Annotated in this window: 18 protein-coding genes and 3 tRNA genes; 10 read left to right on the forward strand and 11 right to left on the reverse strand. The window is 67.4% G+C overall.

Features of this window, described 5'->3' with window-relative positions; genetic code table 11:
- The first annotated feature begins 102 nt into the window (after positions 1–102).
- The gene (locus tag DELCS14_RS09965) at positions 103–1,200 is read left to right on the forward strand and encodes a serine hydrolase (RefSeq protein WP_013801508.1); all 1,098 of its coding nucleotides are present in this window, start codon (positions 103–105) and stop codon (positions 1,198–1,200) included.
- A 111-nt stretch (positions 1,201–1,311) separates the two neighbouring features.
- Here the strand turns inward: DELCS14_RS09965 and DELCS14_RS09970 are convergent, their stop codons facing one another.
- From DELCS14_RS09970 to aat, 3 genes are all read right to left on the reverse strand, one after another.
- Positions 1,312–2,136, reverse strand: a complete 825-nt coding sequence (locus DELCS14_RS09970; RefSeq protein WP_013801509.1) for an IclR family transcriptional regulator — start codon at positions 2,134–2,136, stop codon at positions 1,312–1,314.
- 128 nt (positions 2,137–2,264) lie between these two features.
- On the reverse strand, positions 2,265–3,014 hold the full coding sequence (locus DELCS14_RS09975) for an arginyltransferase (protein ID WP_012206658.1): 750 nt from the start codon (positions 3,012–3,014) through the stop codon (positions 2,265–2,267).
- The gene (aat, locus tag DELCS14_RS09980) at positions 3,011–3,796 is read right to left on the reverse strand and encodes a leucyl/phenylalanyl-tRNA--protein transferase (RefSeq protein ID WP_013801510.1); all 786 of its coding nucleotides are present in this window, start codon (positions 3,794–3,796) and stop codon (positions 3,011–3,013) included. The genes DELCS14_RS09975 and aat overlap by 4 nt, the downstream gene beginning before the upstream one ends.
- Before the next feature lie 235 nt (positions 3,797–4,031).
- Here aat and DELCS14_RS09985 point away from each other — a divergent pair, with 235 nt between their 5' ends.
- A complete protein-coding gene (locus tag DELCS14_RS09985) occupies positions 4,032–4,358 on the forward strand; it encodes a hypothetical protein (protein WP_013801511.1) in 327 nt (108 codons plus the stop codon).
- Between the two features lie 44 nt (positions 4,359–4,402).
- On the opposite strand, the gene DELCS14_RS09990 is transcribed toward DELCS14_RS09985, so the two are convergent.
- The 4 genes from DELCS14_RS09990 to DELCS14_RS10005 all read right to left on the reverse strand — a co-directional run bounded on the left by DELCS14_RS09990 (position 4,403) and on the right by DELCS14_RS10005 (position 5,184).
- Positions 4,403–4,478, reverse strand: a tRNA-Asn gene (locus DELCS14_RS09990).
- Positions 4,479–4,523: 45 nt separating this feature from the next.
- Positions 4,524–4,599: transfer RNA gene (locus DELCS14_RS09995), tRNA-Asn, on the reverse strand.
- 53 nt (positions 4,600–4,652) lie between these two features.
- Positions 4,653–4,728, reverse strand: a tRNA-Asn gene (locus tag DELCS14_RS10000).
- A gap of 87 nt (positions 4,729–4,815) precedes the next feature.
- Positions 4,816–5,184 carry a YbaN family protein gene (locus DELCS14_RS10005; protein WP_049801494.1) on the reverse strand — a complete coding sequence of 123 codons (369 nt, stop codon included), beginning with the start codon at positions 5,182–5,184 and terminating at the stop codon, positions 4,816–4,818.
- Positions 5,185–5,485: 301 nt separating this feature from the next.
- On the opposite strand from DELCS14_RS10005, the gene def reads away from it, so the two are divergent.
- Both def and DELCS14_RS10015 read left to right on the forward strand, forming a co-directional pair.
- On the forward strand, positions 5,486–6,025 hold the full coding sequence (gene def, locus DELCS14_RS10010) for a peptide deformylase (protein WP_013801513.1): 540 nt from the start codon (positions 5,486–5,488) through the stop codon (positions 6,023–6,025).
- Between the two features lie 289 nt (positions 6,026–6,314).
- Positions 6,315–7,808 carry a nucleobase:cation symporter-2 family protein gene (locus DELCS14_RS10015; RefSeq protein WP_012206653.1) on the forward strand — a complete coding sequence of 498 codons (1,494 nt, stop codon included), beginning with the start codon at positions 6,315–6,317 and terminating at the stop codon, positions 7,806–7,808.
- 76 nt (positions 7,809–7,884) lie between these two features.
- Here DELCS14_RS10015 and DELCS14_RS10020 read toward each other — a convergent pair whose 3' ends face one another.
- Both DELCS14_RS10020 and map read right to left on the reverse strand, forming a co-directional pair.
- Complete coding sequence (locus tag DELCS14_RS10020; protein WP_013801514.1) at positions 7,885–10,518, reverse strand: [protein-PII] uridylyltransferase; 2,634 nt, start codon at positions 10,516–10,518, stop codon at positions 7,885–7,887.
- Positions 10,519–10,607: 89 nt separating this feature from the next.
- On the reverse strand, positions 10,608–11,423 hold the full coding sequence (gene map, locus DELCS14_RS10025) for a type I methionyl aminopeptidase (protein ID WP_012206651.1): 816 nt from the start codon (positions 11,421–11,423) through the stop codon (positions 10,608–10,610).
- 177 nt (positions 11,424–11,600) lie between these two features.
- On the opposite strand from map, the gene purL reads away from it, so the two are divergent.
- Positions 11,601–15,635: a phosphoribosylformylglycinamidine synthase gene (purL, locus tag DELCS14_RS10030; protein ID WP_013801515.1), complete on the forward strand. Its 4,035-nt coding sequence runs from the start codon at positions 11,601–11,603 to the stop codon at positions 15,633–15,635.
- Positions 15,636–15,712: 77 nt separating this feature from the next.
- On the opposite strand, the gene DELCS14_RS10035 is transcribed toward purL, so the two are convergent.
- Both DELCS14_RS10035 and DELCS14_RS10040 read right to left on the reverse strand, forming a co-directional pair.
- Positions 15,713–16,552, reverse strand: a complete 840-nt coding sequence (locus DELCS14_RS10035; protein WP_013801516.1) for a TIGR03915 family putative DNA repair protein — start codon at positions 16,550–16,552, stop codon at positions 15,713–15,715.
- A 15-nt stretch (positions 16,553–16,567) separates the two neighbouring features.
- Complete coding sequence (locus DELCS14_RS10040; protein ID WP_013801517.1) at positions 16,568–17,887, reverse strand: putative DNA modification/repair radical SAM protein; 1,320 nt, start codon at positions 17,885–17,887, stop codon at positions 16,568–16,570.
- 479 nt (positions 17,888–18,366) lie between these two features.
- Between DELCS14_RS10040 and DELCS14_RS10045 the strand changes: the two genes are divergently transcribed.
- The 5 genes from DELCS14_RS10045 to DELCS14_RS10065 all read left to right on the forward strand — a co-directional run bounded on the left by DELCS14_RS10045 (position 18,367) and on the right by DELCS14_RS10065 (position 26,595).
- Complete coding sequence (locus DELCS14_RS10045) at positions 18,367–19,812, forward strand: SWIM zinc finger family protein (protein WP_013801518.1); 1,446 nt, start codon at positions 18,367–18,369, stop codon at positions 19,810–19,812.
- Entirely contained in the window at positions 19,809–21,581 is a 1,773-nt protein-coding gene (locus DELCS14_RS10050; protein ID WP_013801519.1) for a DUF5691 domain-containing protein, read from the forward strand. Before DELCS14_RS10045 ends, DELCS14_RS10050 begins: the two co-directional genes overlap by 4 nt.
- A 65-nt stretch (positions 21,582–21,646) precedes the next feature.
- Positions 21,647–22,729 (forward strand): AAA family ATPase, encoded by a 1,083-nt coding sequence (locus tag DELCS14_RS10055; protein ID WP_012206645.1) that lies wholly within the window; start codon positions 21,647–21,649, stop codon positions 22,727–22,729.
- Between the two features lie 51 nt (positions 22,730–22,780).
- On the forward strand, positions 22,781–25,366 hold the full coding sequence (locus DELCS14_RS10060) for a DUF5682 family protein (RefSeq protein WP_013801520.1): 2,586 nt from the start codon (positions 22,781–22,783) through the stop codon (positions 25,364–25,366).
- On the forward strand, positions 25,363–26,595 hold the full coding sequence (locus DELCS14_RS10065) for a VWA domain-containing protein (RefSeq protein ID WP_013801521.1): 1,233 nt from the start codon (positions 25,363–25,365) through the stop codon (positions 26,593–26,595). Before DELCS14_RS10060 ends, DELCS14_RS10065 begins: the two co-directional genes overlap by 4 nt.
- The last annotated feature ends 102 nt before the right edge of the window (positions 26,596–26,697 follow it).

Here is a 26,697-nt window from a genome sequence, read left to right on the forward strand (position 1 = left end):
TCACTTAAATTATCGAAAAGTCGCACAAGTTATTGTCACAGTGCGACTTTTTCGATTAATGTAAGGTCTAGTCACAAATTCTTGCTGCTTGGAGCATTTCTCATGCCCACCCTACGCCGTGCCCGCCTCGGTCGATTTGCTCAGGTCATGTCCTTTCTGGCCCTGAGTTGTGCTCTTGCTGCTCCGGGCGCATATGCCGCGCCCGCCAAGAAAGTTGCCAAGAAACAGGTGGCCGTGGCCCCTGTCAAGAAGAAGGCGGTGAAGGAGCGCGCCACGGCCGCTCCCCAGGGCAAGCGCGTTGCCAAGAGCGCGCGCCAGCCCAGCCGCGTCGCTGCACGCAGCGTGGCCAGCCCCATTCGCGCCGTTGCCTACGAGCCACGCCTGTCCTTCGGCCAGATGGCCGGTCTGCATGCGGTGGCCGATCCTCTGGATCTCAAGAGCAGCGTGGCCCTGGTCCTGGACCAGGACACCCATGAGGTGCTGCTGAGCAAGAACGACCATGCCGTCTTGCCCATCGCCTCGTTGACCAAGCTGATGACCGGCCTGCTGATTTCCCAGGCCCATCTGCCGATGGATGAAACCATCACCATCACGCAGGACGACGTGGATACCGAAAAGGGCAGCAGCTCGCGCCTGGCCGTCGGCACCACGCTCACGCGCGGTGAAATGCTGCACCTGGCCCTGATGTCCAGCGAAAACCGCGCTGCCCATGCCCTGGGCCGCACTTTCCCTGGTGGCCTTGATGCCTTTGTCCAGCAGATGAACGCCAAGGCCCGTCTGCTGGGCATGACCGATACCCGCTACGTGGAGCCCACCGGGCTGTCCAGCCGCAACCAGTCCAGCGCCCGTGATCTGGCCGTGCTCGTCAATGTGGCGCACAGCGATCCGCTGGTGCGCGAGTACACCACCTCGCCCGGCTATGAGGTGGCCGTGGGCCGCCGCACGCTGCAGTACAACAACACCAACCGCCTGGTGATGAGCCCCACCTGGGACATCGGTCTGCAAAAGACCGGCTACATCTCCGAGGCAGGCCGCTGCCTGGTTATGCAGGCGCAGGTGGCTGGCCGCAAGATCATCATGGTCTTCCTGGATTCGGCCGGAAAGTTCAGCCGCCTCGGCGATGCCGAGCGCGTGCGCCACTGGGTGGAGTCCATGGGACAGGTGGCTGGCGATCCCATGATCCACAAGGTCAAGGGCTGAGTTTTCTTTCCCCTCACAACAAAGGCGCCGATGGCGCCTTTGTTGTTTCTGGTGGGCAGGGGTCTGTGTAGCCAATGGCCCCTGGCCAATGCCAACGGGGCCGACGACCGTTCAGTGGCTGCTGCGCGCGTAGGGGTTGGGTGGCGGTGCCGCCGGGCGGGTTGCGTTGAAGCCCAGGGCGCCCGAGATCTCCTGTGCGGTGGACTGGAGCTTGGACATCCAGCTCTCGTCCAGCCGGTCGGCGGGAGCGGAGATGGACAGGCCGGCCACCAGCTTGCCCTGGTCGTCGTAGATGCCGGCGGCCATGCAGCGCACGCCCAGTTCCAGCTCTTCGTTGTCGCGGGCCACGCCATGGTGGCGTACCTTGTCCAGCTCGTTTTCCATGTCGGCCAGCCGCGTGATGCTGAAGTGCGTCTTGCCGGGCAGGCCGGTGCGCGTGGCGTAGGCGCGGACCTGTTGCGCATCGTCCGCCGCCAGGAACAGCTTGCCGTTGGACGTCAGGTGCAGCGGCGCATGGCCGCCGATGGCGCGCACCACCTGCATGCCGGAGCGCTCGCTGTAGGCGCGTTCCACATAGACGATTTCATCGCCCTGGCGCACGCTGAGGCTGACTGGCTGCTGGATCTGCTTGTGCAGCTGGCGCATGGGGATCAGGGCCGCTTCGCGCACGCTCAGGCGGGCCTTGACCAGATTGCCCAGTTCCAGGAAGCGCATGCCCAGGCGGTAGCTGCCCGATTCGGGGCGATCGACAAAGCGGCCAATGGCCAGATCGTTGAGGATGCGGTGCGTGGTGGAGGGGTGCAGGCCGGTGCGCTCGCTGATCTCCTTGAGCGATACCGCTTCCTCGCGCGAGGCCAACACGTCGATCAACGTGAACATGCGTTCCAGGACCTGGACGCTGGGCTTGGGGGAGGCCGCGTTATCGTTTTTTTTCATGAGGCGGAGTGGAGTTTCGGCATTCGGTCATTCTAGCGGCGGCCATGGCATGGCGGCATATGTGCCGCCAGCAAACAGCGGCTATGCGCATAAGAAATGTCGCTGAAAAGGCGTGGAGTGACGCTGTATCAGCGCGGCAGCTGATCCACGCGCTGCCAGCGCTCGTCAACGCGCACTTCATGGGGCAGGAAGCGCGCCTTGTAATTCATCTTCTGGCTGTCGGCGATCCAGTAGCCCAGGTAGACATAGGGCAGGCTCATGGACCGGGCCTGGTCGATCTGCCACAGCACATTGAAGGTGCCGTAGCTGGCGGGGTCGTTGGGTTCGTAGAAGGTGTAGACGGCAGACAGCCCATCTTCCAGCACATCGAGGATGGAGACCATCTTCAGCGTGCCGATGCCGCCATCGGCCGCCGGCGTGCGGAACTCCACAAGGCGCGAGTTGACGCGGCTTTGCAGCAGGAATTGGGTGTACTGGTCCACGCTGTCATGGTCCATGCCTCCGCCGCTGTGGCGGCTTTGCTGGTAGCGCAGGTACAGCTGGTAGTGCTCGTTCGAGTAGTGCAGGCGCTGGATCGATGCCGTGAGATCGGCGTGGCGCGCGGCGGCGCGGCGCTGGCTGCGGTCGGGGCGGAAGTCGTGGACCAGGATGCGCATCGGCACGCAGGCGCGGCATCCGTCGCAATACGGCCGGTAGGTGAACATTCCGCTGCGTCGAAAACCCAGTGAAACCAGCTCCGAATAGGCGCTGTTCTGGATCAGGTGGCTGGGCGTGGCCACTTGCGAACGCGCCAGCCGGCCATCGAGATAGCTGCAGGGGTAGGCGGCGGTGGCATAGAACTGCAGGGCCTGCAGCGGAAGATCGTTCGGGTGCGTCATGGTGTGCTGGCGGCAGCCGGTGATGTGTCGCCAGCCTCACCGGACGGTGGCAGCAACGCGTCCCAGTATACGTTTTCGAACTGCCAGCGCATGGGCGGCAGCTGGCTTTGCTCGGCCACGGTTTGCAGGAACCGGGCGCGCGGCATTTCGCGCGCCCCCAGCGAGGCCAGATGCTGCGTGGCCTGCTGGCAATCGATCTGCGCGGCGCCTTGGTGTCTGCACAGTGCAACCAGTGCGGCCAGCGCGATCTTGGATGCGTCGGTGGCATGCGCGAACATGGATTCTCCAAACACGGCGCGGCCCAGTGCCACGCAATACAGGCCGCCCACCAGGCGTCCGTCCACCCAGGTCTCCACGCTGTGGGCTGCACCCTGGTGGTGCAGGTCGGTATAGGCGTCAAGAATTTCCTGCACGATCCAGGTGCCATCCTGGTCGTGGCGCACCGTCTGGGCGCAGTGCTGCATCACGGTCTCGAACGCGCTGTCGATGCGGATCTCGCAGCCTGGCGTGGCGCGAAAGCGCTGCAATGTTTTGCGCAGGCTGCGGTGCAGCCGGAACTGCGATGTCTGCAGCACCATGCGTGGATCGGGCGACCACCACAGCGTGGGCTGGCCTTCGCTGAACCAGGGAAAAATCCCCTGGCTGTAGGCGATGCGCAGGTGCGCCGCATCCAGCGTGCCGCCTGCGGCCAGCAGGCCCGGGATGGGGTCGTTGGGGCCCCATGCCGTTTCCACAGGAGGGAAGGCCTGATGGGGGATGAGCCATGGGAGGGGATGGGACATGATCGGGTGCGGACGGAGGAAATGGATTCGTATTCTCTGCAGCCGCAGTCTTGCACAAACCATGCGCAAGAGGGCTGCGTGGATGCGAGGGCATCGCCTGGCCGGGGTAAGTGAACCTCCTACGCGGCCTTGTCGCGCCAGGGGACAATGCCGCCTGGCAGGCTTGGGCTATGCTGGTTCCGTCTTCTTGCGGATGCTTGGCTTTCGCTGTGAAGGCATCGAAGGAGGATGAGCGATGTTTTTCAGCAAAATCTTTGGCGCAAGCCTTGCCGAGCCGCGCTATATCCGTCGCACCCGGGCCTACCTGCAGGAAGCCCGCATGGCGATGCTGGAGCACACCATTGCAGCGGAGTACTACAAGTCCTCTGCTGACATGTATGCGGAACGTGCCGCACGGCTGGAAGAAGAGCTGCGCGCATGGGAAGAGGGCGTCGAGCAATCCCGTGCCGCCCATGTTTCGCGCCGCACACATGCCAGGCACAGCAAGCCCGTCACCGTGGAGCCCGCTGCAGCGCCATCGCCACCGAACACGCCCACCGTGGGCATGGTGCGCGCAGCCTGACCCAACAAAAAAGCCCGCATGCGTTGGCATGCGGGCTTTTCATCTGGCTCCTCAACCTGGGCTCGAACCAGGGACCTACGGATTAACAGTCCGGCGCTCTACCAACTGAGCTATTGAGGAATATGTTGGCGTTGGGTCTTGTGCGATTGCAAGGCCACTGAAATTTGGCTCCTCAACCTGGGCTCGAACCAGGGACCTACGGATTAACAGTCCGGCGCTCTACCAACTGAGCTATTGAGGAATACACGTCTATCGACAGAGATCTTGTGCGGTTGCAAGATCTTGAAATTCTTTTGGCTCCTCAACCTGGGCTCGAACCAGGGACCTACGGATTAACAGTCCGGCGCTCTACCAACTGAGCTATTGAGGAACAAGACCTAGATTATATGACGTAAAAAACACGTCACAGAAAACTCGGGGGAATTTTTTCAGGAAGGGCGGCTGCAGGCCTTCATTCTCACGGCTCGGGCCTGAACCACAGCCACACCAGCACGCAGCCCATGGAGGTCAGCGCCACGGCCTGCACCCAGGCGGGCGGGCGTGTCCACAGCAGTATGACGGCGCACAGGCTCATCATGGCGCTGGCGCTCCATTTGGCGCGCCGGCTCACGCAGCCGCCCCGTGCCCAGTTGCGCAGCATGGGGCCGAACAGGCGATGGCGCCACAGCCAGGTGTGCATGCGCTGCGAGCTGCGCGCCGCGGCCCAGCCGGCCATGAGCACGAACACCGTGGTGGGCAATCCTGGAATGAAGATGCCGGCAATGCCCGTGGCCAGGCTCAGGCAGGCAAACAGCTGCAGCGCCCAGCGCAACGGGGCGGCCGGCATGCGGTGCAGGGGGGGGGGATCGTCATCATGGAAGGCCGGCGCCGTGCCTGCCTGCGCAGTGGCCTCGGGCTCCAGGGCCTGTGCCGTGGGTATTTGCTGCGCGCCTGCCTCACGGTCCTCTGGGGACGCGGTGGATGACTCTCTGGCGGTGCTGGGCATGCTGCGATTGTGCCAGCGCGCTGTGGCCATGGCGGCCAAGAGGCGGCCAAGAGGCGGCCAAGAGGTGGCCAGGGGGGCGGCCGGGAGCCGGGCGGCAGCTATGCTTGGCAACCCACATTTACATGCATAGCCTTGCACTGCCATGACTGTCCGCACCATTTTGAAGATGGGCGATCCGCGCCTGCTGCGCGTCGCCCAGCCCGTGACCGAATTCGACACCGACGAACTGCACCTGCTGCTCAGCGATTTGCTGGACACCATGCATGCAGCCAACGGCGCGGGATTGGCCGCGCCGCAGATTGGCGTGGACCTGCAGATGGTGGTGTTCGGCTCCGGCCTGCCCAATCCGCGCTACCCCGATGCGCCTGTGGTGCCGCGCACCGTGCTCATCAACCCGGTCATCACGCCCATGGGCGAGGACGAGCAACTGGACTGGGAAGGCTGCCTGTCCGTACCCGGCATGCGCGGCATGGTGCCGCGCTGGAACCATATCCGCTACACGGGCTTCGATGTGTTTGGCGATGCCATCGACCGCACGGTGGATGGCTTTCATGCGCGCGTGGTCCAGCATGAGTGCGATCACCTCTGGGGAAAGCTCTATCCCATGCGCATGCGTGACTTCAGCCAGTTCGGCTTCACCGATGTGCTGTTCCCCGGCATCAGCGCGGCCGAGGACGACTGAGCGGGCGGGCGCTGCCCGTATTCAAGGATCTTCGGTCAGGTCTTTGTATACAAATCGGTAGACAATTTTTCCATGCTGGCGCCGTACATTGGCACTTCCCGCCAAGGCGGGGATTGTGTGCGTTCGCCCGCCAAGAGCTGCCAAGCAGCCACCGGGCTTCGCGATGCAGGATGCAGGAGAGCGCGGCCTATCGGGTCGGCGGCAAAAGGTGCGCGGGGGCGCGCCTGCCGCCATCCGGCTGCCGCGTACTTGTCCGGCGTTCTGTGAACAAGAGGACAAGGAGACAGCGATGGAAAAAAGTTCTGGCAATGCGCCGGCCCTGGGTACAGACATCCGCCCGGAGGACGAGCAACTCGGCCTCACGGCCAACACCCTCTATGGTTTGCAGCATGTGCTGACCATGTACGGAGGCATCGTGGCCGTGCCCCTGGTCATGGCCAATGCGGCTGGCATGTCGGCGGCCGACACGGGCCTGCTGATCACGGCCTGCCTTTTCATGGGCGGGCTGGCCACGCTGCTGCAGACGCTGGGCATTCCGTTCTTCGGCTCGCGCCTGCCGCTGGTGCAGGGCGTGTCCTTCTCGGGCGTGGCCACCATGGTCAGCATCCTGCACACGGGCGGCGGCATGCAGGGCGTGCTGGGCGCCGTGCTCTTTGCCTCGGTGTTCGGCCTGATCATTGCGCCCATTTTTTCCAAGCTCACCCGGTTTTTCCCGCCGCTGGTCAATGGCTGCGTGATCACCATCATCGGCCTGTCGCTGATGCCGGTGGCGGCCCACTGGGCCATGGGCGGCAATCCCCAGGCGGCCGACTACGGCAGCATGGGCAACATCGGGCTGGCGGGCCTGTCGCTGGTCATCGTGCTGGCACTGAGCAAGCTGGGCAACGCCATGATCTCGCGCCTGTCCATCCTGCTGGCCATCGTCATCGGCACGGCGGTGGCGGCCATGATCGGCAAGTCCGACTTTTCCGAGGTGGGCAGCGGCGCCTGGTTCGCCGTGCCCATGCCGCTGCACTTCGGCTGGCCGACCTTCAGCCTGGCGGCGACGCTTTCCATGTCCATCGTGATCCTGGTGACCCTGGTGGAAACCTCGGCCGACATCCTGGCCGTGGGCGACATCGTGGGCACCCGCGTGGATTCGCGCCGCCTGGCCGACGGCCTGCGCGCCGACATGCTGTCCAGCGTGGTGGCGCCGTTCTTCGGCTCGTTCACGCAGAGCGCCTTTGCCCAGAACGTGGGCCTGGTCGCGGTCACGGGCATCAAGAGCCGCTATGTGGTGGCCTTCAGCGGCCTGATCCTGATCGCCTTCGGCCTGCTGCCCATCATGGGGCGCATCGTGGCCTGCGTGCCGCCCTCGGTGCTGGGCGGCGCGGGCCTGGTGCTTTTTGGCACGGTGGCGGCCAGCGGCATCCGCACGCTGGCCAAGGTGGACTATCACAACAACATGAACCTGATCATCGTGGCAGCGTCCATCGGCATGGGCGTGCTGCCCATGGTCAAGCCGGACTTCTATCACCACTTCCCGGACTGGTTCGCCACCATGTTCCATTCGGGCATCAGCTCCACGGCGGTGACCGTGCTGCTGTTGAATCTGGTCTTCAACCACTTCAAGCAGGGCAACCCCGAGGAGCCTTCGGTGTTCGGCGCAGGTTCTGAGCGCGTGCTCAGCGAGGCCGTGCTGTCTGCCCTGGCCGATGGCGACCGGGTGGTCGACGGCAAGCTCTATGACCGCGAGGGCAAGGAAGTGGCCACGGTGTCGGCGCCTGCGGCCGCCATGCACTGACGGCTGCACCCGAGCCCGCGCCTGGACGCAAAAGGCCCGCCCTGGTTGACAGGGCGGGCCTTTTTTTGCCGCAAGCTCAGACCGCCAGGGCCTGCAGCAGCTCGGTTTCTATGAGCAGCTGGCGCTGGTTGTTCTGCAGTTCGGCGCCCTCGATCAGAAAGCTGTCTTCCACGCGCTCGCCCAGCGTGCTGACCTTGGCCAATTGCACGCTCAGGTGGTGCTGGGCCAGGATGCGCGCCACGGTGTAGAGCAGGCCGGCGCGGTCCGTGGCCGAGATGGACAGCAGCCAGTGCTGGGCTTTCTCGTCGGGCTGCAGCGTGACGCGCGGCGCAAAGGGGAAGCTTTTGACGCGGCGCGACAGGCGGCGGGGGGATGGCTCGCGCAGCGGCCCGCCCTGCATCAGCGCGGCGACCAGGTCGTTTTCGACCATGTGCATCAGCTCGCGGTACTGCTCCTGCATGGCGGGCGCGACCACCTGGAAGGTGTCCAGCGCATAGCTGTTGTGGGCCGTGTGCACGCGCGCATCCAGAATGGAGAAGGCCGCCCGGTCGAAGTAGCCGCAGATGCGCGCGAACAGATCGGGCTGGTCAGGCGCGTAGACCAGCACCTGCAGCCCCTCGCCGGCCAGGGAGCGGCGCGCGCGCACCACGGGGCGGGTGGTGCCCACATGGCGCGACAGGTGGCGCGTGTGCCAGGCGATGTCGGCCGCCTCGTGGCGCATGAAATAGTCCACGCCCAGCGTGTCCCAGAGCTTCTTGTGCGATTCGAAGGGCTGGGCTGTCAGTGCCAGCTGCACCAGGGCCTCGCGGCGGCGGGCCTCGATTTCGGCGGCTGCATCGGGCGCGCGTCCGCCCATGACGCGCAAGGTCAGGCGATAGGTGTCCTCCAGCAGCTTGCCCTTCCAGGCGCTCCAGACCTTGGGGCTGGTGCCGCGGATGTCGGCCACGGTCAGCAGGTACAGGGCCGTGAGGTTGCGTTCGTTGCCCACGCGCTCGGCAAAGGCCTGGATCACCTCGGGGTCCGACAGATCCTGCTTTTGTGCGACCTGGCTCATGGTCAGGTGCTCGCGCACGAGGAATTCGATCAGCTCGGCGTCGGCGCGCGCAATGCCGTGGGCGCGGCAAAAACGCTTGGCCTCCACGGCGCCGATGATGGAGTGGTCGCCGCCGCGGCCCTTGCCGATGTCGTGGAACAGCGCGGCCACGTACAGCAGCCAGGGCTTGTCCCAGCCGCTGGCCAGCTGCGAGCAGAACGGGTACTCATGCGCATGCTCGGCCATGAAAAAGCGCCGCACATTGCGCAGCACCATGAGGATGTGCTGGTCCACCGTGTAGACGTGGAACAGGTCATGCTGCATCTGGCCCACGATGCGCCGGAAGGGCCACAGGTAGCGCCCCAGCACCGAGGTCTGGTTCATCAGCCGCATGGCGTGCGTGATGCCGCTGGGCTGCTGCAGGATCTTCATGAAGGTGGCGCGGTTGACCGGGTCGCGCCGGAAGGCCGCGTCCATCAGGTCACGCGCGCCGTACAGCGCGCGCAGCGTGCGCGCCGACAGGTCGGTGAGGCCCACATGGGTCTCGTACATCAGAAAGGTTTCGAGGATGGCGTGCGGCTCGCGCTCGTAGAGATCGTCACTGGCCACCTCGATGGTGCCGGCCTTCTCGTAGAAGCGCGAGTTCAGCCGGATGCGCGGCGTGGGGCGCGGGTTCAGCCGCTCCTCGATGTTCAGCCGCAGGATCTGGCACAGCTGGGTCACGGCCTTGGCCGCCCAGTAGTAGTGGCGCATCAGCGTCTCGCTGGCACGCATGGCCAGCTTGCGCCCCTCGGCCGAGGTGGAGCGGTAGCCAAAGGCCTCGGCCACGGCGGTCTGCTGGTCGAAGACCAGGCGGTCCTCATGCCGGCCCGCCACCGCGTGCAGGCGTGCGCGTATCAGGCTCAGCAGGGCTTCGTTGTCCTCGAGCTGCCGGCGCTCGAAATCGGTGATCAGCCCCTTGCCGGCCAGGGCCTGCCAGCTGCTGCCCAGGCCTGCGGCACGGGCCAGCCAGATCATGGTGTGCAGATCGCGCAGGCCGCCGGGCGATTCCTTGCAGTTGGGCTCCAGCGAGTAGGGCGTGCTCTCGTACTTGTTGTGGCGCTGGCGCATTTCCAGCAGCTTGCCGGACAGAAAGGCGTGCGCATTCATCTGGGCCTGGTAGCGCGTCTGGAACTCGGCGAACAGCGGCTCGCTGCCGCAGATGCGGCGTGATTCCAGCAGGGCGGTCTGCACCGTCAGGTCGCGCTCGGATTCCTCCAGGCATTCGGCCAGCGTGCGCACGCTGGAGCCGATCTCCAGGCCCGCGTCCCAGCAACTGCCGATGAATTTCTCGATGCGCGAGGCCAGCTCGGCATCTGCCGTGCCAGCGGCTGGCAGCAGCACCAGCACGTCGATGTCGGAATAGGGAAACAGCTGGGCGCGCCCGAAGCCGCCCACGGCGGCCAGGCAGGCCTCGGGCGGCATGCCGGCGCGATGCCACAGCGCGCGCAGCAGCGTGTCGGCCAGATCGCTCAGGTGCTGCAGCACCAGGCGCACGCCGCGCCGGCCCATGGTGGGCGCCAGCAGCGAGCCTATCCAGCGCCCGCGATCCCGGGCGTACTGCACGCGCAACTGCTCCAGCGAGTCCGGGGCAGAGGGCGCAGCGTGGGAAGGAGTGTGGTCAGTGGTCTGTTTCATGCGCGGCGAGGGCAGGGAAGGCGCCGGGAGCGGGTGCCCCGGACGCCATGCCATTTTGCCTGCGCATCACGCAAGAAACATGCCGAGCCTCAGCAGCTCGTGGTGGTAACGAAGGGGGGCAGCGCGGGCGAGCCGGCCGACAGGGTCATGACTTCGTAGCCGGTCCTGGTCACCACCAGGGTGTGTTCCCACTGGGCCGAGAGGCTGTGGTCCTTGGTCACGATGGTCCAGCCGTCCTTGCCCAGTTCCTTGATCTCGCGCTTGCCCAGGTTGAGCATGGGCTCGACGGTGAAGACCATGCCTTCTTCCAGCACGGTGCCCGTTCCGGGGCGGCCATAGTGCAGGATCTGGGGCTCTTCGTGGAACTTCTGGCCGATGCCGTGGCCGCAGAACTCGCGCACCACCGACAGGCCGTGGCCTTCGGCAAAGGTCTGGATGGCGTTGCCGATGTCGCCCAGCGTGGCACCGGGCCTGACCTGCTGGATGCCCAGCCACATGGCGTCGAAGGTCAGTGCCGACAGGCGCTTGGCCGCGATGGAGCACTCTCCGATCATGAACATGCGGCTGTTGTCGCCGTACCAGCCGTCCTTGGTGATGACCGTGACGTCCACATTGACGATGTCGCCCTTCTTGAGCGGCTTGTCATTGGGAATGCCGTGGCAGACCACATGGTTGACCGAGGTGCACAGGTGTCCGGGGTAGGGAGGGTAGCCGGGCGGCTGGTAGCCGATGGTGGCGGAGACCGTGCCCTGCTGCGCCATGCATTCGGCGCCCAGGCGGTCGATCTCGGCCGTGGTGATGCCGGGCTTGATGTGGGGGGTGATGTAGTCCAGCACTTCCGAAGCCAGGCGGCAGGCCACGCGCATGGCTGCGATGTCTTCAGCGCTCTTGATGGTGATGCTCATGCCCGCAATTATCCCATTGCGCCTTCGGGCGTGCAGGGGTAAGGGGCGGCTGTCGCCATCGGGACGGCTCAGCCCGGTAAAATAGCGGCCTCACCGATTCAGCGCCTTGCAGCCAGCCCCCGGAGGGCGGGGCCGCAGGGCGCTTTTCACAAGCCTCCTCACCCAACAGGCCGCCACGTGACCTTGCATCTGACACAGTTGGAGGGTGGAAACGCTCTCAGCTCGTTCCGCGCCCAGCAGCTCCTGACCGAACTGGTCTCCATCCATCCCAAAATCACCGGCATTGCCGCGCGCTTCGTGCACCTGGTGGCCACGGACGCCGCACCCACGCCCGCATTGCAAGAGCGCCTCCAGGCGCTCTTGACCTATGGAGACCCCTATGAAGGCCCGGCCGACGGTGCTGCCCTGGTGGTCACGCCGCGCCTGGGAACGATCTCCCCCTGGGCCTCCAAGGCCACGGACATTGCCCGCAACTGCGGCCTGGGCGTGTTCCGCGTGGAGCGCATCACCGAATACCGCATCGCCTTCAAGACCGGTCTGCTGAGCAATGTGCTGGGCAGCGCGCCTGAGCTTTCGGCCGAGCAGACTGCACGGATCGCCGCCTTGCTGCACGACCGCATGACCGAGTCGGTCTTCGCCACGCGCGCCGAGGCCGAGCAACTGTTCTCCGCCCTGGACGCCGCTCCCATGGAGTTCGTCGATGTGCTGGGCGGCGGCCGCGCCGCGCTGGAGACCGCCAACCGCCAATGGGGCCTGGCCCTGGCCGACGACGAGATCGACTACCTGGTCGATGCCTTCAAGGGCCTCAAGCGCAATCCCACGGACGTGGAGCTGATGATGTTCGCGCAGGCCAACAGCGAGCACTGCCGCCACAAGATCTTCAACGCCCAGTTCACCATCGACGGCGAGGCCCAGGACAAGAGCCTGTTCGGCATGATCCGCAACACGCACCAGGTCTCGCCCCAGCACACGGTGGTGGCTTATTCGGACAACGCCTCCATCATGGAAGGCCATGAGGTCGAGCGCTTCGTCGCCACCTTCGAGGCGGCCCTGGACAAGATCAAGGCGCCCAGCTACCAGAAGAAGCAGGCCGTCAACCACGTGCTGATGAAGGTGGAGACGCACAACCACCCCACGGCCATCTCCCCCTTCCCCGGCGCATCGACCGGCGCGGGCGGCGAGATCCGTGACGAGGGTGCCACGGGCCGCGGCTCCAAGCCCAAGGCCGGCCTGTCGGGCTTCACGGTTTCCAAGCTGTGGGGCAGCGAAGTGGGCAAGCCCGAGCACATCGCCAGCCCGCTGCAGATCATGATCGAGGGCCCGCTCGGTGGCGCGGCCTTCAACAACGAATTCGGCCGTCCCAACCTGACCGGCTATTTCCGCGAGTACGAGCAGCAGGTCGGCGTGGGTGCCGATGCCGTGATGCGCGGCTACCACAAGCCCATCATGATCGCGGGCGGCCTGGGCGTGATCGACTCCGAGCTGACTCAGAAGATCGAGTTCCCCGCCGGCACCCTGCTGATCCAGCTGGGCGGCCCCGGCATGCGCATCGGCATGGGCGGCGGCGCTGCCAGCTCCATGGCCAGCGGCACGAACGCGGCCGAGCTGGACTTCGACTCCGTGCAGCGCGGCAATCCCGAGATCGAGCGCCGCGCCCAGGAAGTCATCAACCATTGCTGGGCCCAGGGCGACAAGAACCCCATCCTGGCCATCCACGACGTGGGTGCCGGCGGCCTGTCCAATGCCTTCCCCGAGCTGACCAACGATGCGGGCCGTGGCGCGCGCTTTGACCTGCGCGCCGTCAACCTGGAGGAATCCGGCCTGGCGCCCAAGGAAATCTGGTCCAACGAAAGCCAGGAACGCTATGTGATGGCCATCGCTCCCGAATCGCTGGCCGAGTTCACGGCCTTCTGCGAGCGTGAGCGCTGCCCGTTCGCCGTGATCGGCACGGCCACGGAAGAACGCCAGCTGGTGCTGGAGGACACGGCGGTGGCCTCGGGCGACCAGAAGTTCCCCGTGGACATGCCCATGAACGTGCTGCTGGGCAAGCCGCCCAAGATGCACCGCGACGTGGCCACCGTGCAGCGCGAGCTGCCGCCCATGGACCTGACCGGCGTGCCCCTGGAAAAGGCCGTGATCGACGTGCTGGCCCACCCCACCGTGGCCTCCAAGCGCTTCCTGATCACCATTGGCGACCGCGCCGTGGGCGGTCTCACGCACCGCGACCAGATGGTCGGCCCCTGGCAGGTGCCCGTGGCCGACGTGGCCGTGACCCTGGCCGACTACCGTGGCTTCAAGGGCGAGGCCATGGCCATGGGCGAGCGCACGCCGCTGGCCTCCATCAACGCCCCGGCGTCGGGACGCATGGCCGTGGCCGAGGCCATCACCAACATGCTGGCCGCCCCCATCGAGCTGTCCAAGGTCAAGATGTCGGCCAACTGGATGGCGGCCTGCGGCGAGCCCGGCGAAGACGCGGCGCTCTACGCCACCGTCAAGGCCGTGGGCATGGAGCTGTGCCCGCAGCTGGACATCTCGATCCCTGTGGGCAAGGACAGCCTGTCCATGCGCACCCAGTGGAACGAGGGCGGCCAGGTCAAGAAGGTGACCTCGCCCGTCAGCCTGATCATCACGGGCTTCGCCTCCATCGACGATGTGCGCGGCACGCTCACGCCCCAGCTGGACGCCTCGGAAGACGACAGCACCCTGGTCCTGGTGGACCTGGGCCGCGGCAAGATGCGCATGGGCGGCTCCATCCTGGGCCAGGTGCTGGGCCAGTCCGGCAATGAAACGCCTGACCTCGATGACGCCAAGGACCTGATCGCCCTGGTCGATGCCGTCAATGACCTGCGCGCCAAGGGCCAGATCCTGGCCTACCACGACAAGGGCGACGGCGGCCTGCTGGCCACAGTGGCCGAGATGGCCTTTGCCGGCCATGTGGGCGTGGCCATCAACGTGGACATGCTGGTCACCGAAGGCGACGGCATCAGCGACAGCCGCATGGACTCGGGTGAAGGCAAGAACTGGGCCTCCCAGATCAGCGGCCGCCGCGACGACATGACGCTGCGCGCGCTGTTCAACGAAGAGCTGGGCGCCGTGCTGCAGATCCGCACGGCCGACCGCGCCGCCGTGCTGCAGACCCTGCGCGAGCATGGCCTGTCCACCTGCAGCCACATCATCGGCAAGACGCGCCCCGTCTCGTCCAAGGTCGATGCGGGCAAGGGCGAACTGCAGGTCTGGCGCGATGCCAAGTCCGTCTTCGGCGCCTCGCTCAGCGACCTGCACCAGGTCTGGGATGCCGTCAGCTGGAAGATTGCCCAGCAGCGCGACAACCCGGCGTGCGCCGACAGCGAGCACGCCGCAGCCGGCGAGCCTGCCGACCCGGGCATGCACCTGCACCTGACGTTCGACCCGGCCGAGAACCCCGCCGCACCCTTCCTGAACCTGGGCGCGCGCCCCCGCGTGGCCGTGCTGCGCGAGCAGGGCGTGAACTCCCATGTGGAAATGGCCTACGCCTTCACCGAGGCCGGCTTCGACGCGGTGGACGTGCACATGACCGACCTGCAAAGCGGCCGCGCGCAGCTGCAGGACTTCGCCGGCGTGGTGGCCTGCGGCGGCTTCAGCTACGGCGACACTCTGGGCGCCGGCATCGGCTGGGCGCGCTCCATCACCTTCAACGACAGCCTGTCCGCGCAGTTCCAGCAGTTCTTCGGCCGCAGCGACACCTTCGGCCTGGGCGTGTGCAACGGCTGCCAGATGTTTGCCGAGCTGGCCGACATCATTCCCGGTGCCCAGGACTGGCCGCGTTTCACGCAGAACCAGAGCAATCGCTTCGAGGCGCGCCTGTCCATGGTGGAAGTGCTGGAGTCGCCCAGCCTGTTCCTGCAGGGCATGGCCGGCAGCCGCCTGCCCATCGCCGTGGCCCACGGCGAAGGCTTTGCCAACTTCCGCTTCCGCGGCAATGCGGACAAGGCCATCGCCTCCATGCGCTATGTGGACAACCACGGCAAGGCCACCGAGCAGTACCCGTTCAACCCCAACGGATCGGCCGGCGGCCTGACGGCAGTGACCACGGCCGACGGCCGCTTCACGGCCATGATGCCCCACCCCGAGCGCGTGTTCCGCAACGTGCAGATGAGCTGGACCAACGGCGACAAGTCGGAATTCAGCCCCTGGATGCGCGTGTGGCGCAACGCCCGCAAGTGGCTGGGTTGATGCACTGAGCAACGCTGCAAAGCAGACAAAGGCCCTTCGGGGCCTTTTCTGTTTCTGTTTCTTTTTGGCGGCTGTCGTTACGGCGCCAGCATCTGCGCCGTGCGCGCGCGGGCCTGCTGGACCAGGGTGGAGATCAGCACCGTCTCGGGCAGGTTGTGCCAGTAGCGGCGCGGCATCTCGCGCAGCATGGCCTGCTCCTTCAGGCGCGCCGGGTTGAAGGTGCTGGCGTAGTAGGTCAGCCACAGGGCCTCGCCCGCGTCGGCTGGCGGGGCATCGCTGCGGCGCGCACCGGGCGCCAGGCGCAGCGCATGGCCGTCCCAGTGCGCGCTGCATTGCGGCGTGAGGATGGCCCAGTGCATGTTGGCAAAGCGCTTGCAGAAGAAGGGCGCTGCCGCGCGCACGATGTGGTGCTCGGGCTCGAACCAGGCAATGTGCAGCTCGGGCTGGTTCTGCCGCTGCGTCGTCCGAAAGCGCACAAAGGCGTGCATCTTGTGGATCTCGCGCGAGACGGGGCGGGCCAGGGCCTCGATGGCGCGCCAGTCCGCATCCAGCGCATCCAGCCTCAGTTCGGGCCGGGCCTGCATGCGCGCCAGCCAGCGGTGGCATAGCTCGAAGCGGCCCGCCGCGCGGTGCATGCAGGCATGGCGCAGCGCGGACATCTGGGTGTCAGACAGGGACAGCCCGGCCTCGCCGGGGCCGGCCAGCCCGGCGAGTGCCGAGGCGGGCATGGCCTGCTCCGGCGCTCTGGAAAACAGATCCACCCCCGCGCCGAGTTGCTGCGCACCCCGCGTGTCGGGCCACCGCCAGCGCACCAGGGCGGGGTCGGCGCCATGGGCCAGCAGCGCCCGGCAGGCTGCGCGAAAGCCGGGCCAGTCGTCGGGGCTGTCGAGTTCGATGGTGAGAGCCTGTTCTTGCATGGCGTGCTCCAGGCGCTAGAACAGGCTGGCCTGCAGCGCGTTTTGCACGCGCATGCCGCTGTGCCGTGCCTGGGCCTGGCTGGCCTGCGACTGCGCGATCAGCCGGGTGCGCAGCGCGGCCGAGTCGGTCTCGCCCAGCAGGGGCCGGTGGCCGTCGATCAGCACGAAGGGCAGGGCCTTTTGCACGGGGGCGCGCAGCCGCAGCAGATCGTCCAGCCGCAGCCTGCGCACGCGGCGCGCCGCCAGCAGGCGGTCCACCGTCTGCGTGCCCAGGCCCGGCACGCGCAGCAGCAGGCTGCGCGGCGCACGGTTGAGGTCCACGGGGAACTGCTGTCGGTTGGCCAGTGCCCAGGCCAGCTTGGGGTCGATCTCCAGGTCCAGCATGCCGTGGCGGCTGGCTGCCGCGATCTCGCCCGCCCCGTAGCCGTAAAAGCGCATCAGCCAGTCGGCCTGGTAGAGCCGGTGCTCGCGCATGAGGGGCGGTGCCTGCGGCGGCAGGTCGCGCGAGGCATCGGGAATGGGGCTGAAGGCCGAGTAGTACACGCGGCGCAGGCCGTAGCCCGCATACAGCGTATGGCTGGATTCGAGGATGTCGGCATCGGTTGCGCGGTCGGCGCCCACGATCATCTGCGTGCTCTGCCCGCCCGGCGCAAAGCGCGGCACGGCGGCGCGCTGCGCGGGCGCGCCGGGCAGGGACTGCGCCTGGCGCTGCTCGCGCGTGGCCGCGCGCCAGGCCTGCACATGCCGGTCCACGCCCTGCATGGCCTGGCGTATGCGCTGTCCATCCTTTTCAGGCGCGAACTGCGCCAGGCCGCTGGCCGTGGGCAGTTCCACATTGATGCTCAGGCGGTCGGCATGGCGGCCTGCCTGGGCCAGCAGTTCGGGGGCGGCATCCGGGATGGTCTTGAGGTGGATGTAGCCGCGAAAGTCATGCTCCTCGCGCAGGCGGCGCGCCACTTCCACCAGTTGCTCCATTGTGTAGTCGCTGGAACGGATGATGCCGCTGGACAGGAACAGCCCCTCGATGCAGTTGCGCCGGTAGAAGTCCAGCGTCAGCTGCACCACCTCGGCCACCGTGAATCGGGCGCGCTGCACGTTGGAGCTCTTGCGGTTGATGCAGTAGCGGCAGTCGAAGATGCAGACATTGGTCAGCAGGATCTTGAGCAGCGAGATGCAGCGCCCGTCGGGCGCATAGCTGTGGCAGATGCCCATGCCGGTGACCGAGCCCATGCCCTTGCCGTCCAGCGAGTCGCGCCCCTGCGATCCGCTGGAGGCGCAGCTGGCGTCGTACTTGGCGGCGTCGGCGAGGATGAAAAGTTTGCGTTGCAGCTCCATGACTGTATAAATATACAGTATATTTGCCTGGCACGTCCGGTTTTCTGAGAACCCATCCCCCAGCCAGGGTCTGGTCCGGCCTTGCCTGGCTGCGGGTCGAACGCACTGTCGCGCTATCGCAATGGCCAGCGGATTGCAATGGTTGCCAGTGCAATGGAATGAAACCGTTTTCAGGTGCGGAATGAGTGCTTGCTTTCAATGGGTGGCGATGTGCATCGCAGGAAATGGTGAATGCGTGTTTTCTGCGTCTTTCGCAATGCCTGAAGACTGGCATGGCTTGGTGCCATCAATGCACGCGCTGATATAGCGCAGCTGGCTGCACGCCATGGGGGGTTCCCATTCATGGGAGAGAGGTTGGGTGTTGTTGTGAATTGTTTCAAATTGCCGATAACTATTGCTGATAGGCTTTCGGGTTTGCCGGGCGGTGCCGTTTCATTCAATGCGCTCGGCGATGACAAACACTTGGAGAGGGAGCTTCGGTGTCGCGTGTATTAGGAACAGAGAGCGAAGTGCTGGCGCTGTCGCCGGACGCCTCATCCAGCAAGGCCGCCAAGGGCCTGCAATCGCCCGCCAAATGGCCCTCCATGGGCGCCAATGATGTGGCGGTCTGGGGTGAATGCCAGGGCAGCGGCAGCAAGCCCTACCAGACCCAGGTGGACCTGTCGGGGCCTTCCTTCAAATGCTCTTGCCCCAGCCGCAAATTCCCCTGCAAGCACGGGCTGGCGCTGATGCTGATGCGTGCCGGCGGGCAAGTCCCCGAAGGCGTTGATCCGCCCGCCTGGGTGCAGACCTGGCTGGACAGCCGCCAGGAAAAGGCCGAGAAGAAAGAGGCCAAGGCTGCCGCCGCAGCGGCCGAGCCGCCACCCGATCCCGAGGTCGCGGCCAAACAGCAGGCCAGGCGCGAGGACAAGCGCTGGGACAAGGTCGAAGCCGGCCTGCAGGAACTGTCGCTGTGGATGCAGGACATGGTGCGTGCGGGCCTGGCCAACCAGGCCAGCGACACGCAGATGCGCCAGCGCTGGAACAACATGGCCGCGCGCATGGTCGATGCGCAGGCCACGGGCATGGCGGCGCGCATCAAGGATTGCAGGGATCTGGTGGACAGCCACCGCGACTGGCCGCGCGACATGCTGGTGCAGCTGGGTCACTGGCAGTTGATCATCGACGCCGTGCGCCGCCGCGAATCGCTCAGCCCCGAGGTCAAGGCCGACGTGATGGCCGCGCTGGGCTGGCCCATGGACAAGGCCGAGGTGCAGGCCAGGGGCCAGCTGGTCGAGGACGAATGGCTGGTGGCCGGCCTGCGCATGATCGAGCGCGAAGGCCGGCTCATGGAGCGGCGCGTCTGGCTGCAGGGCCAGCGCACCGGGCGCATGGCCCTGGTGCTGGACTATGCGCAGGGCGGGCGCGGCTTTGAATCGGCCTGGGTGCCGGGCCATCGCTACGGTTGCGCGCTGAATTTCTATCCGGGCCATGCGCCGCTGCGCGCCATTGCGGCCAATGGCAACGGGCCTGCGCTGCCTGCCGATGGCGCCAGCCCGCTGGCCAACTCGGCCGGGGGCGACGTCCTGCAACTGCTGGGCCAGCGCATTGCTGCCAACCCGCTGCAGGCCACGCAGCCGCTGTGCCAGGACCGGCTGCGGCTGGTGCCCGCCCAGGGCCAGTGGTTTGCGGCCTGGCCCCAGGCGCTGGATGCATCGCCGGTCGCCCCTGGCACGGCAGCGCCAGTGCAGCCCGTTCCCGTGGCGATTGACGATGCCGAGGCCTGGCGCCTGCTGGCGCTCAGCGGCGGTGCGCCCATGCAGCTGTTTGGCGAATGGGAACCCGGCCCGGCCGTGGGCCGCTGGCGGCTGCTGAGTGCCTGGCAGGCCCGCGAGGGCGAAACCGCCCAGCAATGTATCTGGCAGAACCAGGGTGATCCGGTATGAGCAACGCACAACTTTGGGCTGCGCTGCAGCAATCGGCCATGGTCGGCTCGGACCGGCTGGCCGTGCCGCCTGCGCTGGCTTCGGGCGTGGACCCGTCCGCAAGCGGGTCGCAGCAGGCCGTGCAGGCCGCGCTGCAGCCCCGCACTGACGTGGCCGGTGACTCGCCCGCCCAGCAACTGCTGCGCGCCAGCGCCGTGGCGGCCGTGTTCGAGCGGGCCGGCTGGCAGCCTGGCGCGCTGGTGCGCCTGACGGCACCGCTGGCCGTGCCGGCCGCAGCGCCTGCGGAGTCGCGCACTGCGCCTGCCGATGCGCGCCTGCACACCCTGATGGGCGACGTGCTCAAGGACGGCCCGTTCGAGCTGCAGGCCTCCATGCTGCGCACCCTGGACCAGGCCGGCCAGCGCCTGCCCCATGACCTGCTGGTGCCTGCGCTGGAGCAGGGCCGCCAGTCCGTGGAGCTGCGCCAGTGGCTGGCCCCCGTGCTGGGCGAGCGCGGACGCTGGCTGGGCACGCTCAACCCGCAATGGGGCTATGCCAGCGGCGTGGAGGAAACCGCCGACCCCGAACTGGTCTGGCAGGAGGGCTCGGTGGAGCAGCGCGTGGCCCTGCTGCGCAGCGAGCGCGCAACCGATGCCGCCAAGGCCCGCACGCGGCTGGAAGGCAGCCTGAAGGAGCTGGGCGCCAAGGAGCGCCTGCCCCTGGTCCAGGCCCTGGCCGTGGGGCTGGGCATGGACGATGAGCCGCTGCTCGAAAAACTGCTGTCCGACCGCAGCAAGGAGATCCGCGAGAACGCCGCGCAAATGCTCTCGTGCCTGCCGGACAGCGCGCACAGCCAGCGCGTCATGGGCTGGATGCAGTCCATGCTGCAGCAGGACGACAAGGGCCAGTGGATCGTGGAGCCTCCCGAAGAAGGCCTCAAGGAATGGGAGCGCGACGGCATCACGCTCAAGCCCGACGCCTACCACCGTGGCGGCAAGAAGGCCTGGCTGCTGGAGCAGATGGTGCAGCTCACGCCTGTGTCCTTCTGGACCCGCGCCCTGGGCCTGACGCCCCTGGAAGTGATGGAGTGGAGCCGGCGCAGCGACTGGAAGTCCTCGCTGCGCCAGGGCTGGGTGCAGGCCCTGCAGTACCAGCTGGACGTGGAATGGATCGATGCCGCCCAGACCATGGGCCGCGACATGCGCCACGACGCCCTCCTGCCCGCCCTCATGGCCCGGCTTTCCCGCGAGGAACGCGAGTCCCGCTGGATTGCCCAGTTCGAGCGCGACAGGCACAAGCTCATCGATGCCATCGAAGGCATGTCCCAGTCGCTGGGCGGCGCCGAACTGCTCTCGCCAGCGCTGTCGGCGCGGCTGACCGAGGCACTGCACGTGGCCGTGGGCGGCAAGCAGATCACGGGCAACTGGCACAGCTACCGCGCCGACCAGGCCCTGCTGTCCTGTGCGCGCATGCTGGACGTGACCGCGCTGGAGCGCTTTGCCGAACTGTGGCGCAAGCCCTCGGTGCTGGATGCGCAGCCCGAGCCTGAGCCCGAGCCGCAAACCGAACCTGCGGCAGCTGCGGCAGCAGTCACGGCCACCGCTGCCGCCACAGCCGCTGCAGTTGCCGCACCGGCAAGCATTCCCCTCACGCCCCAGCAGCAGGCGCGCCTCGAACGCAGCCGCGTGCGGCCCTGGGACGAGGAGCGCATGCGCGGCCATCTGGAGCGCATCGTCGATCTGCGCCTGGGCCTGCACCAGGCCTTTGTCGCCCTGCGCGGCCCGGCCTGAGCCGCGCCCGTCCTGCCGCATACCCCGAACCGAATCCAACCCTTACCCCTTCCCGGAAGCACACCATGAGCCAAGTCCTGCGCCAGCATGCCGAACAGCAATTCGCCGAAGAACTCGAAGCCCTGCGCAAGGTGGACGATCGTCCGCGTCCGCCCAACTGGAAGCTCTCGCCCTGGGCCGTGCTCCAGTACCTGATGGGCGGCAAGCTCGGCAACGGCTTTGAAGTCAGCCCCAAGTACATCGGCAATCCGCGCCTGATGGAAATCGCCGTCTCCACCCTGGCCACCGACCGCGCCCTGCTGCTGTACGGCGTGCCGGGCACGGCCAAGTCCTGGGTGTCCGAGCACCTGTCGGCCGCCGTCAGCGGCGACTCCACCATGCTGGTGCAGGGCACGGCCGGCACCAGCGAGGAGCAGCTGCGCTACGGCTGGAACTACGCCCAGCTGCTGGCCCACGGCCCTTCCGAGAAGGCGCTGATCCCCAGCCCCCTGGTCAATGCCATGAAGCTGGGCAAGATCGCCCGCATCGAAGAGCTGACCCGCATCCCGGCCGACGTGCAGGACACGCTGATCACCGTGCTGTCCGAAAAGACCCTGCCCGTGCCCGAGCTGGGCAGCGAAGTGCAGGCCGTGCAGGGCTTCTCGGTCATTGCCACGGCCAACAACCGCGACAAGGGCGTGAACGAGTTGTCCAGCGCGCTCAAGCGCCGCTTCAACACCGTCATCCTGCCCGTGCCGGCCTCGCAGGACGAAGAGGTGCAGATCGTCACCAAGCGCGTGGCCGAGCAGGGCCGCGCCCTGGCCCTGCCCGCCGAGCCGCCGGCCCTGCAGGAAGTGCGCCGCGTGGTGCAGATCTTCCGCGAGCTGCGCAACGGCCAGACCGAAGACGGCAAGACCGTGCGCGTCAAGTCGCCCAGCAGCACGCTGTCCACGGCCGAAGCCATCTCGGTCATCAACAGCGGCATGGCGCTGGCCGGGCATTTCGGCGACGGCGTGCTGCGCGCGGGCGATGTGGCCTCGGGCCTGCTGGGCGCCGTGATCAAGGACCCGGTGCAGGACAGCGTGGTCTGGAAGGAATACCTGGAGACCGTGGTCAAGGAACGCAGCGACTGGAAGGACCTGTACCGCGCCTGCCGCGAGCAGCTCTGAAGCCCCCAGTCCCGCACCGCTGACCGACCGCACCCTCTGCGCATCCCCTGTATGGCCACCTCTGCCAATCCGCTTCATTTCTTCGGCATCCGCCACCATGGCCCGGGCTGCGCGCGCAGCCTGCTGCAGGCCCTGGAGCAGCTGCAGCCCGACTGCCTGCTGGTGGAGGGCCCGCCCGAGGGCGAGTCCCTGCTGCCCATGCTGCAGCATGCCGACCTGCAGCCGCCCGTGGCCATGCTGGTCTATGTGCAGGACAGCCCGGCCCATGCCGCCTTCTATCCCTATGCCGAGTTCTCGCCCGAATGGCAGGCCCTGCAATGGGCGGCGCGCCAGGGCGTGGCCACGCGTTTCATCGACCTGCCCCAGACCCACCGCATGGCGCTGGACATGGCCGAACAGGAGCGGCGCCGGGCCGAGGCGGCGGCAGCAGATGCAGCTGATGCAGGCGCGGATGCGGCCGATGGAGGCCAGGATGCAGATGCAGATGCCGACACCGGCTCCGATTCCGGCGCCGCTGCGGCAGACGGCAGCCAGCTCCAGAGCAATGCCGCCGAGGCCCTGGACCGCGACGACACCACGCAGTCCGTGCCGGCTGCCGACCTGGCCGTCGATCCCTCGGCACCGTCCCCGCAGGACTGGCACGATCCGCTGGACCTGCTGGCCGAGGCCGCTGGCTACCCCGACGGCGAAAGCTGGTGGAACCGCATGGTCGAGGAACGCGGCGACGGCGCCACCCTGTTCGAGGGCATTGCCGAAGCCATGACCGTGGTGCGCGCCGAGCTGCCCAACGAAGTGCGCGGAGAACGCCACGCCCAGCGCGAGGCATTGCGCGAAGCCTGGATGCGCCAGTGCATGCGCGAGGCCGTCAAGGCCGGCCACCAGCGCATTGCCGTGGTCTGCGGCGCATGGCATGTGCCTGCCCTGCAGGCCCAGGTCACCGCCAAGGCCGATGCCGCCACGCTCAAGGGCCTGCCCAAGGCCAAGGTCCAGGCCACCTGGGCGCCCTGGACCTACCGCAACCTGTGCTCATCCAGCGGCTATGGCGCTGGCGTGGATTCGCCGGGCTGGTATGAACATCTGTGGCGCTGCTCCGAGCCTGTGCCCGAGTCCTTGCTCCAGCCCGCACCTGCTGCCGACCCGGCACGCGCCAGCACCCAGCGCACCGTCGGCTGGCTGGCGCGCGTGGCCCATCTGCTGCGCTCCAAGGACCTGGACTGCTCCAGCGCCCACATCATCGAGGCCACGCGCCTGGCCGAAAGCCTGGCGGCCCTGCGCGGCCACGCCAGCCCCGGCCTGCCCGAGCTGGACGAGGCCATCGTCACCGTCATCAGCATGGGCGAGCGCACGCCGCTGCGCCTGATCGAGCGCGAACTCAGCGTGGGCGACCGCATCGGCGGCGTGCCCGCCGACGTGCCCCAGGTGCCGCTGCAGCGCGACATCGAGCAGCAGCAAAAAAGCCTGCGCCTCAAGCCCGAGGCGGCCGCCAAGGTCCTGGCCCTGGACCTGCGCAAAGACACGGACCGCGAACGTAGCCACTTCCTGCATCGCCTGCGCCTGCTGGGCATAGAGTGGGGCAGCGTCACCACCGACCAGCAGCGCAACCGTGGCACCTTCCGCGAAAGCTGGCAGCTGCAGTGGGAGCCCGAGCTGGCCGTGCGCATCATCGAGGCCAGCCGCTACGGCGGCACCCTGGTGCAGGCCGCCGCCGCCAAGGTGCGCCAGGCGCTGACGCCCGAGACCCCGCTGCCCGAGCTGGCCAAGACCATCGACGACGCCCTGCTGGCCGACCTGCCGCACCTGGTCGATGCCCTCATGCACGACCTGGCCGACCGCTCGGCCAGCACCGGCGATGTTTCCCAGCTCATGCAGGCGCTGCCGCCGCTGGCCAATGTGCTGCGCTACGGCAGCGTGCGCCAGACCGACACCCAGGCCCTGGCCACGGTGATCGACAGCATGGCGCTGCGCGCCGCCATCGGCCTGCCCCTGGCCTGCATGGCGCTGGATGAAGACGCTGCAAGACACATGCAGGCCACGGTGCTGCAGGCCCACGAGGCCCTGCGCCTGCGCGATGCCGAGGAGCCGCGCGAAGCCTGGTTCGGCGCCCTGCGCAGCATTGCCATGGGCGACGCGGGCGCCGCCTTGCTGCGCGGCGCGGCCTGCCGCCTGCTGCTCGATGCCCACCGCCTGGACAGCGAGGCCGTGGCCACGCAACTGGGCCGCAATCTCTCGCTGGGCGTGCCGCCGCTGGACGCTGCCGCTTGGCTGGACGGCTTTCTCAACCGCCAGGCCCTGGTGCTGCTGCACGACGACGCCATCTGGGGCGCCGTCGATGCCTGGCTGGCGCAGCTGGGCGAGACCCAGTTCACCCAGATCCTGCCCCTGGTGCGCCGCAGCTTCTCGGCCTTCTCCAACCATGACCGCCAGAGCCTGGGCGAAAAGGCCCGGCGCGGCCAGGGCAGTGCAGCCGTGGCGGCTGCATCCGCAGGTGCCGCGGGTGCCGCAGGCGCGGCAGGCGATGGGGACGACGGCGCCTGGAACGAGGCGCGTGCCGTGCTCGCCATTCCCGTACTCGATCAACTGCTGGGCCTGAACCTGCCCGCGCAACTGCTGTCCAGCCCGCAGGAGGCCCAGCCATGAACACCGCTGCCACCGTGAACGATGCATCCCTTGCCGGCGCCGACCTGCAGGAGACCGCCCCCCAGCCCACCACCCGCCTGCAACGCTGGCGCCTGGTGCTGGGCCAGCCGTCCGAGGCCAGCTGCGGCGGGCTGGGCCCCAAGGGCAGCTCCATCGACGAGATGGACAAGGCCCTGGCCGCGCTCTACGAAGAGGACAACAAGGACGGCGGCCTCTCGCGCCGCGGCGGGCGGGGCAACTCCTCGCCCAGCGTGGCGCGCTGGCTGGGCGACATCCGCAAGTACTTTCCCAGCCAGGTCGTGCAGGTCATGCAGCGCGACGCCATGGAGCGCCTGAACCTGCGCGAACTCATGCTCCAGCCCGAAATGCTGGAGCATGTGCAGCCCGACGTGCACATGGTGGCCGACCTCATTTCCCTGGGCTCCGTCATCCCGCAGAACACCAAGGAGACCGCGCGCATCGTCGTGCGCAAGGTGGTGGACGACCTCATGAGCCGCCTGGAAGAGCCCATGCGCAGCGCCGTCTCGGGCGCGCTGGACCGCAGCCAGCGCAACCGCCGTCCGCGCCACTCCGAGATCGACTGGAACCGCACCATCCGCGCCAACCTGCGCCACTGGCAGCCCGACTACCGCACCATCGTGCCCGAGACCCTGGTCGGCTACGGCCGCAAGGTGCGCCGCCCGCAGCGCGAAGTCATCCTGTGCATAGACCAGAGCGGCTCCATGGCCAACTCCGTCGTCTACTCCAGCATCTTCGGTGCCGTCATGGCCAGCCTGCCGGCCGTCAGTACCAAGCTGGTGGTCTTCGACACGGCGGTGGTGGACCTGACCGACAAGCTCTCCGATCCCGTGGACGTGCTGTTCGGCGTGCAGCTGGGCGGCGGCACCGACATCAACCGTGCCGTGGGCTACTGCCAGGGCCTGATCAGCGAGCCGCGCAACGCCATCGTCGTGCTCATCTCCGACCTCTATGAAGGCGGTGTGGAAAGCGGCCTGCTGCGCCGCGCCTCCGAACTGGTGGAGTCGGGCGTGCAGTTCATCACCCTGCTGGCACTCAGCGACGAAGGCGCCCCTGCCTACGATGCGCAACTGGCCGCCAAGCTGGCCGCGCTGGGCGTGCCATCGTTCGCCTGCACGCCGGACGCCTTCCCGCAGCTCATGGCCGCCGCCATCCGCCGCGACGACGTGGCGGCCTGGGCGGCAGGGCAGGGCTTCAAGACCAGCAAGTGACGCACGGCCGGTCGGCCCCGTGACCGGGCTGGCCGCCGGGCATCTCCTACATGGGCAGGACATGCCCAGGCCCCATGATGGCGCCCAGGCAAAAAGAAGTTC

Source organism: Delftia sp. Cs1-4 (assembly GCF_000214395.1).
GTDB classification, from domain to species: domain Bacteria; phylum Pseudomonadota; class Gammaproteobacteria; order Burkholderiales; family Burkholderiaceae_C; genus Comamonas; species Comamonas acidovorans.

Excerpts from the sequence above, each read along its gene's own strand:
- DELCS14_RS10065 (WP_013801521.1), top strand. The coding sequence starts at position 25,363 with ATGAACACCGCTGCCACCGTGAACGATGCATCCCTTGCCGGCGCCGAC.
- def (WP_013801513.1), top strand. The coding sequence starts at position 5,486 with ATGACTGTCCGCACCATTTTGAAGATGGGCGATCCGCGCCTGCTGCGC.
- DELCS14_RS10035 (WP_013801516.1), bottom strand. The coding sequence starts at position 16,552 with ATGCAAGAACAGGCTCTCACCATCGAACTCGACAGCCCCGACGACTGG.
- DELCS14_RS10040 (WP_013801517.1), bottom strand. The coding sequence starts at position 17,887 with ATGGAGCTGCAACGCAAACTTTTCATCCTCGCCGACGCCGCCAAGTAC.
- DELCS14_RS10060 (WP_013801520.1), top strand. The coding sequence starts at position 22,781 with ATGGCCACCTCTGCCAATCCGCTTCATTTCTTCGGCATCCGCCACCAT.
- aat (WP_013801510.1), bottom strand. The coding sequence starts at position 3,796 with ATGTCCCATCCCCTCCCATGGCTCATCCCCCATCAGGCCTTCCCTCCT.
- DELCS14_RS10050 (WP_013801519.1), top strand. The coding sequence starts at position 19,809 with ATGAGCAACGCACAACTTTGGGCTGCGCTGCAGCAATCGGCCATGGTC.
- DELCS14_RS09975 (WP_012206658.1), bottom strand. The coding sequence starts at position 3,014 with ATGACGCACCCGAACGATCTTCCGCTGCAGGCCCTGCAGTTCTATGCC.
- DELCS14_RS10005 (WP_049801494.1), bottom strand. The coding sequence starts at position 5,184 with ATGCCGGCCGCCCCGTTGCGCTGGGCGCTGCAGCTGTTTGCCTGCCTG.
- map (WP_012206651.1), bottom strand. The coding sequence starts at position 11,423 with ATGAGCATCACCATCAAGAGCGCTGAAGACATCGCAGCCATGCGCGTG.
- DELCS14_RS09965 (WP_013801508.1), top strand. The coding sequence starts at position 103 with ATGCCCACCCTACGCCGTGCCCGCCTCGGTCGATTTGCTCAGGTCATG.
- DELCS14_RS10015 (WP_012206653.1), top strand. The coding sequence starts at position 6,315 with ATGGAAAAAAGTTCTGGCAATGCGCCGGCCCTGGGTACAGACATCCGC.
- DELCS14_RS09970 (WP_013801509.1), bottom strand. The coding sequence starts at position 2,136 with ATGAAAAAAAACGATAACGCGGCCTCCCCCAAGCCCAGCGTCCAGGTC.
- DELCS14_RS09985 (WP_013801511.1), top strand. The coding sequence starts at position 4,032 with ATGTTTTTCAGCAAAATCTTTGGCGCAAGCCTTGCCGAGCCGCGCTAT.
- DELCS14_RS10055 (WP_012206645.1), top strand. The coding sequence starts at position 21,647 with ATGAGCCAAGTCCTGCGCCAGCATGCCGAACAGCAATTCGCCGAAGAA.
- DELCS14_RS10020 (WP_013801514.1), bottom strand. The coding sequence starts at position 10,518 with ATGAAACAGACCACTGACCACACTCCTTCCCACGCTGCGCCCTCTGCC.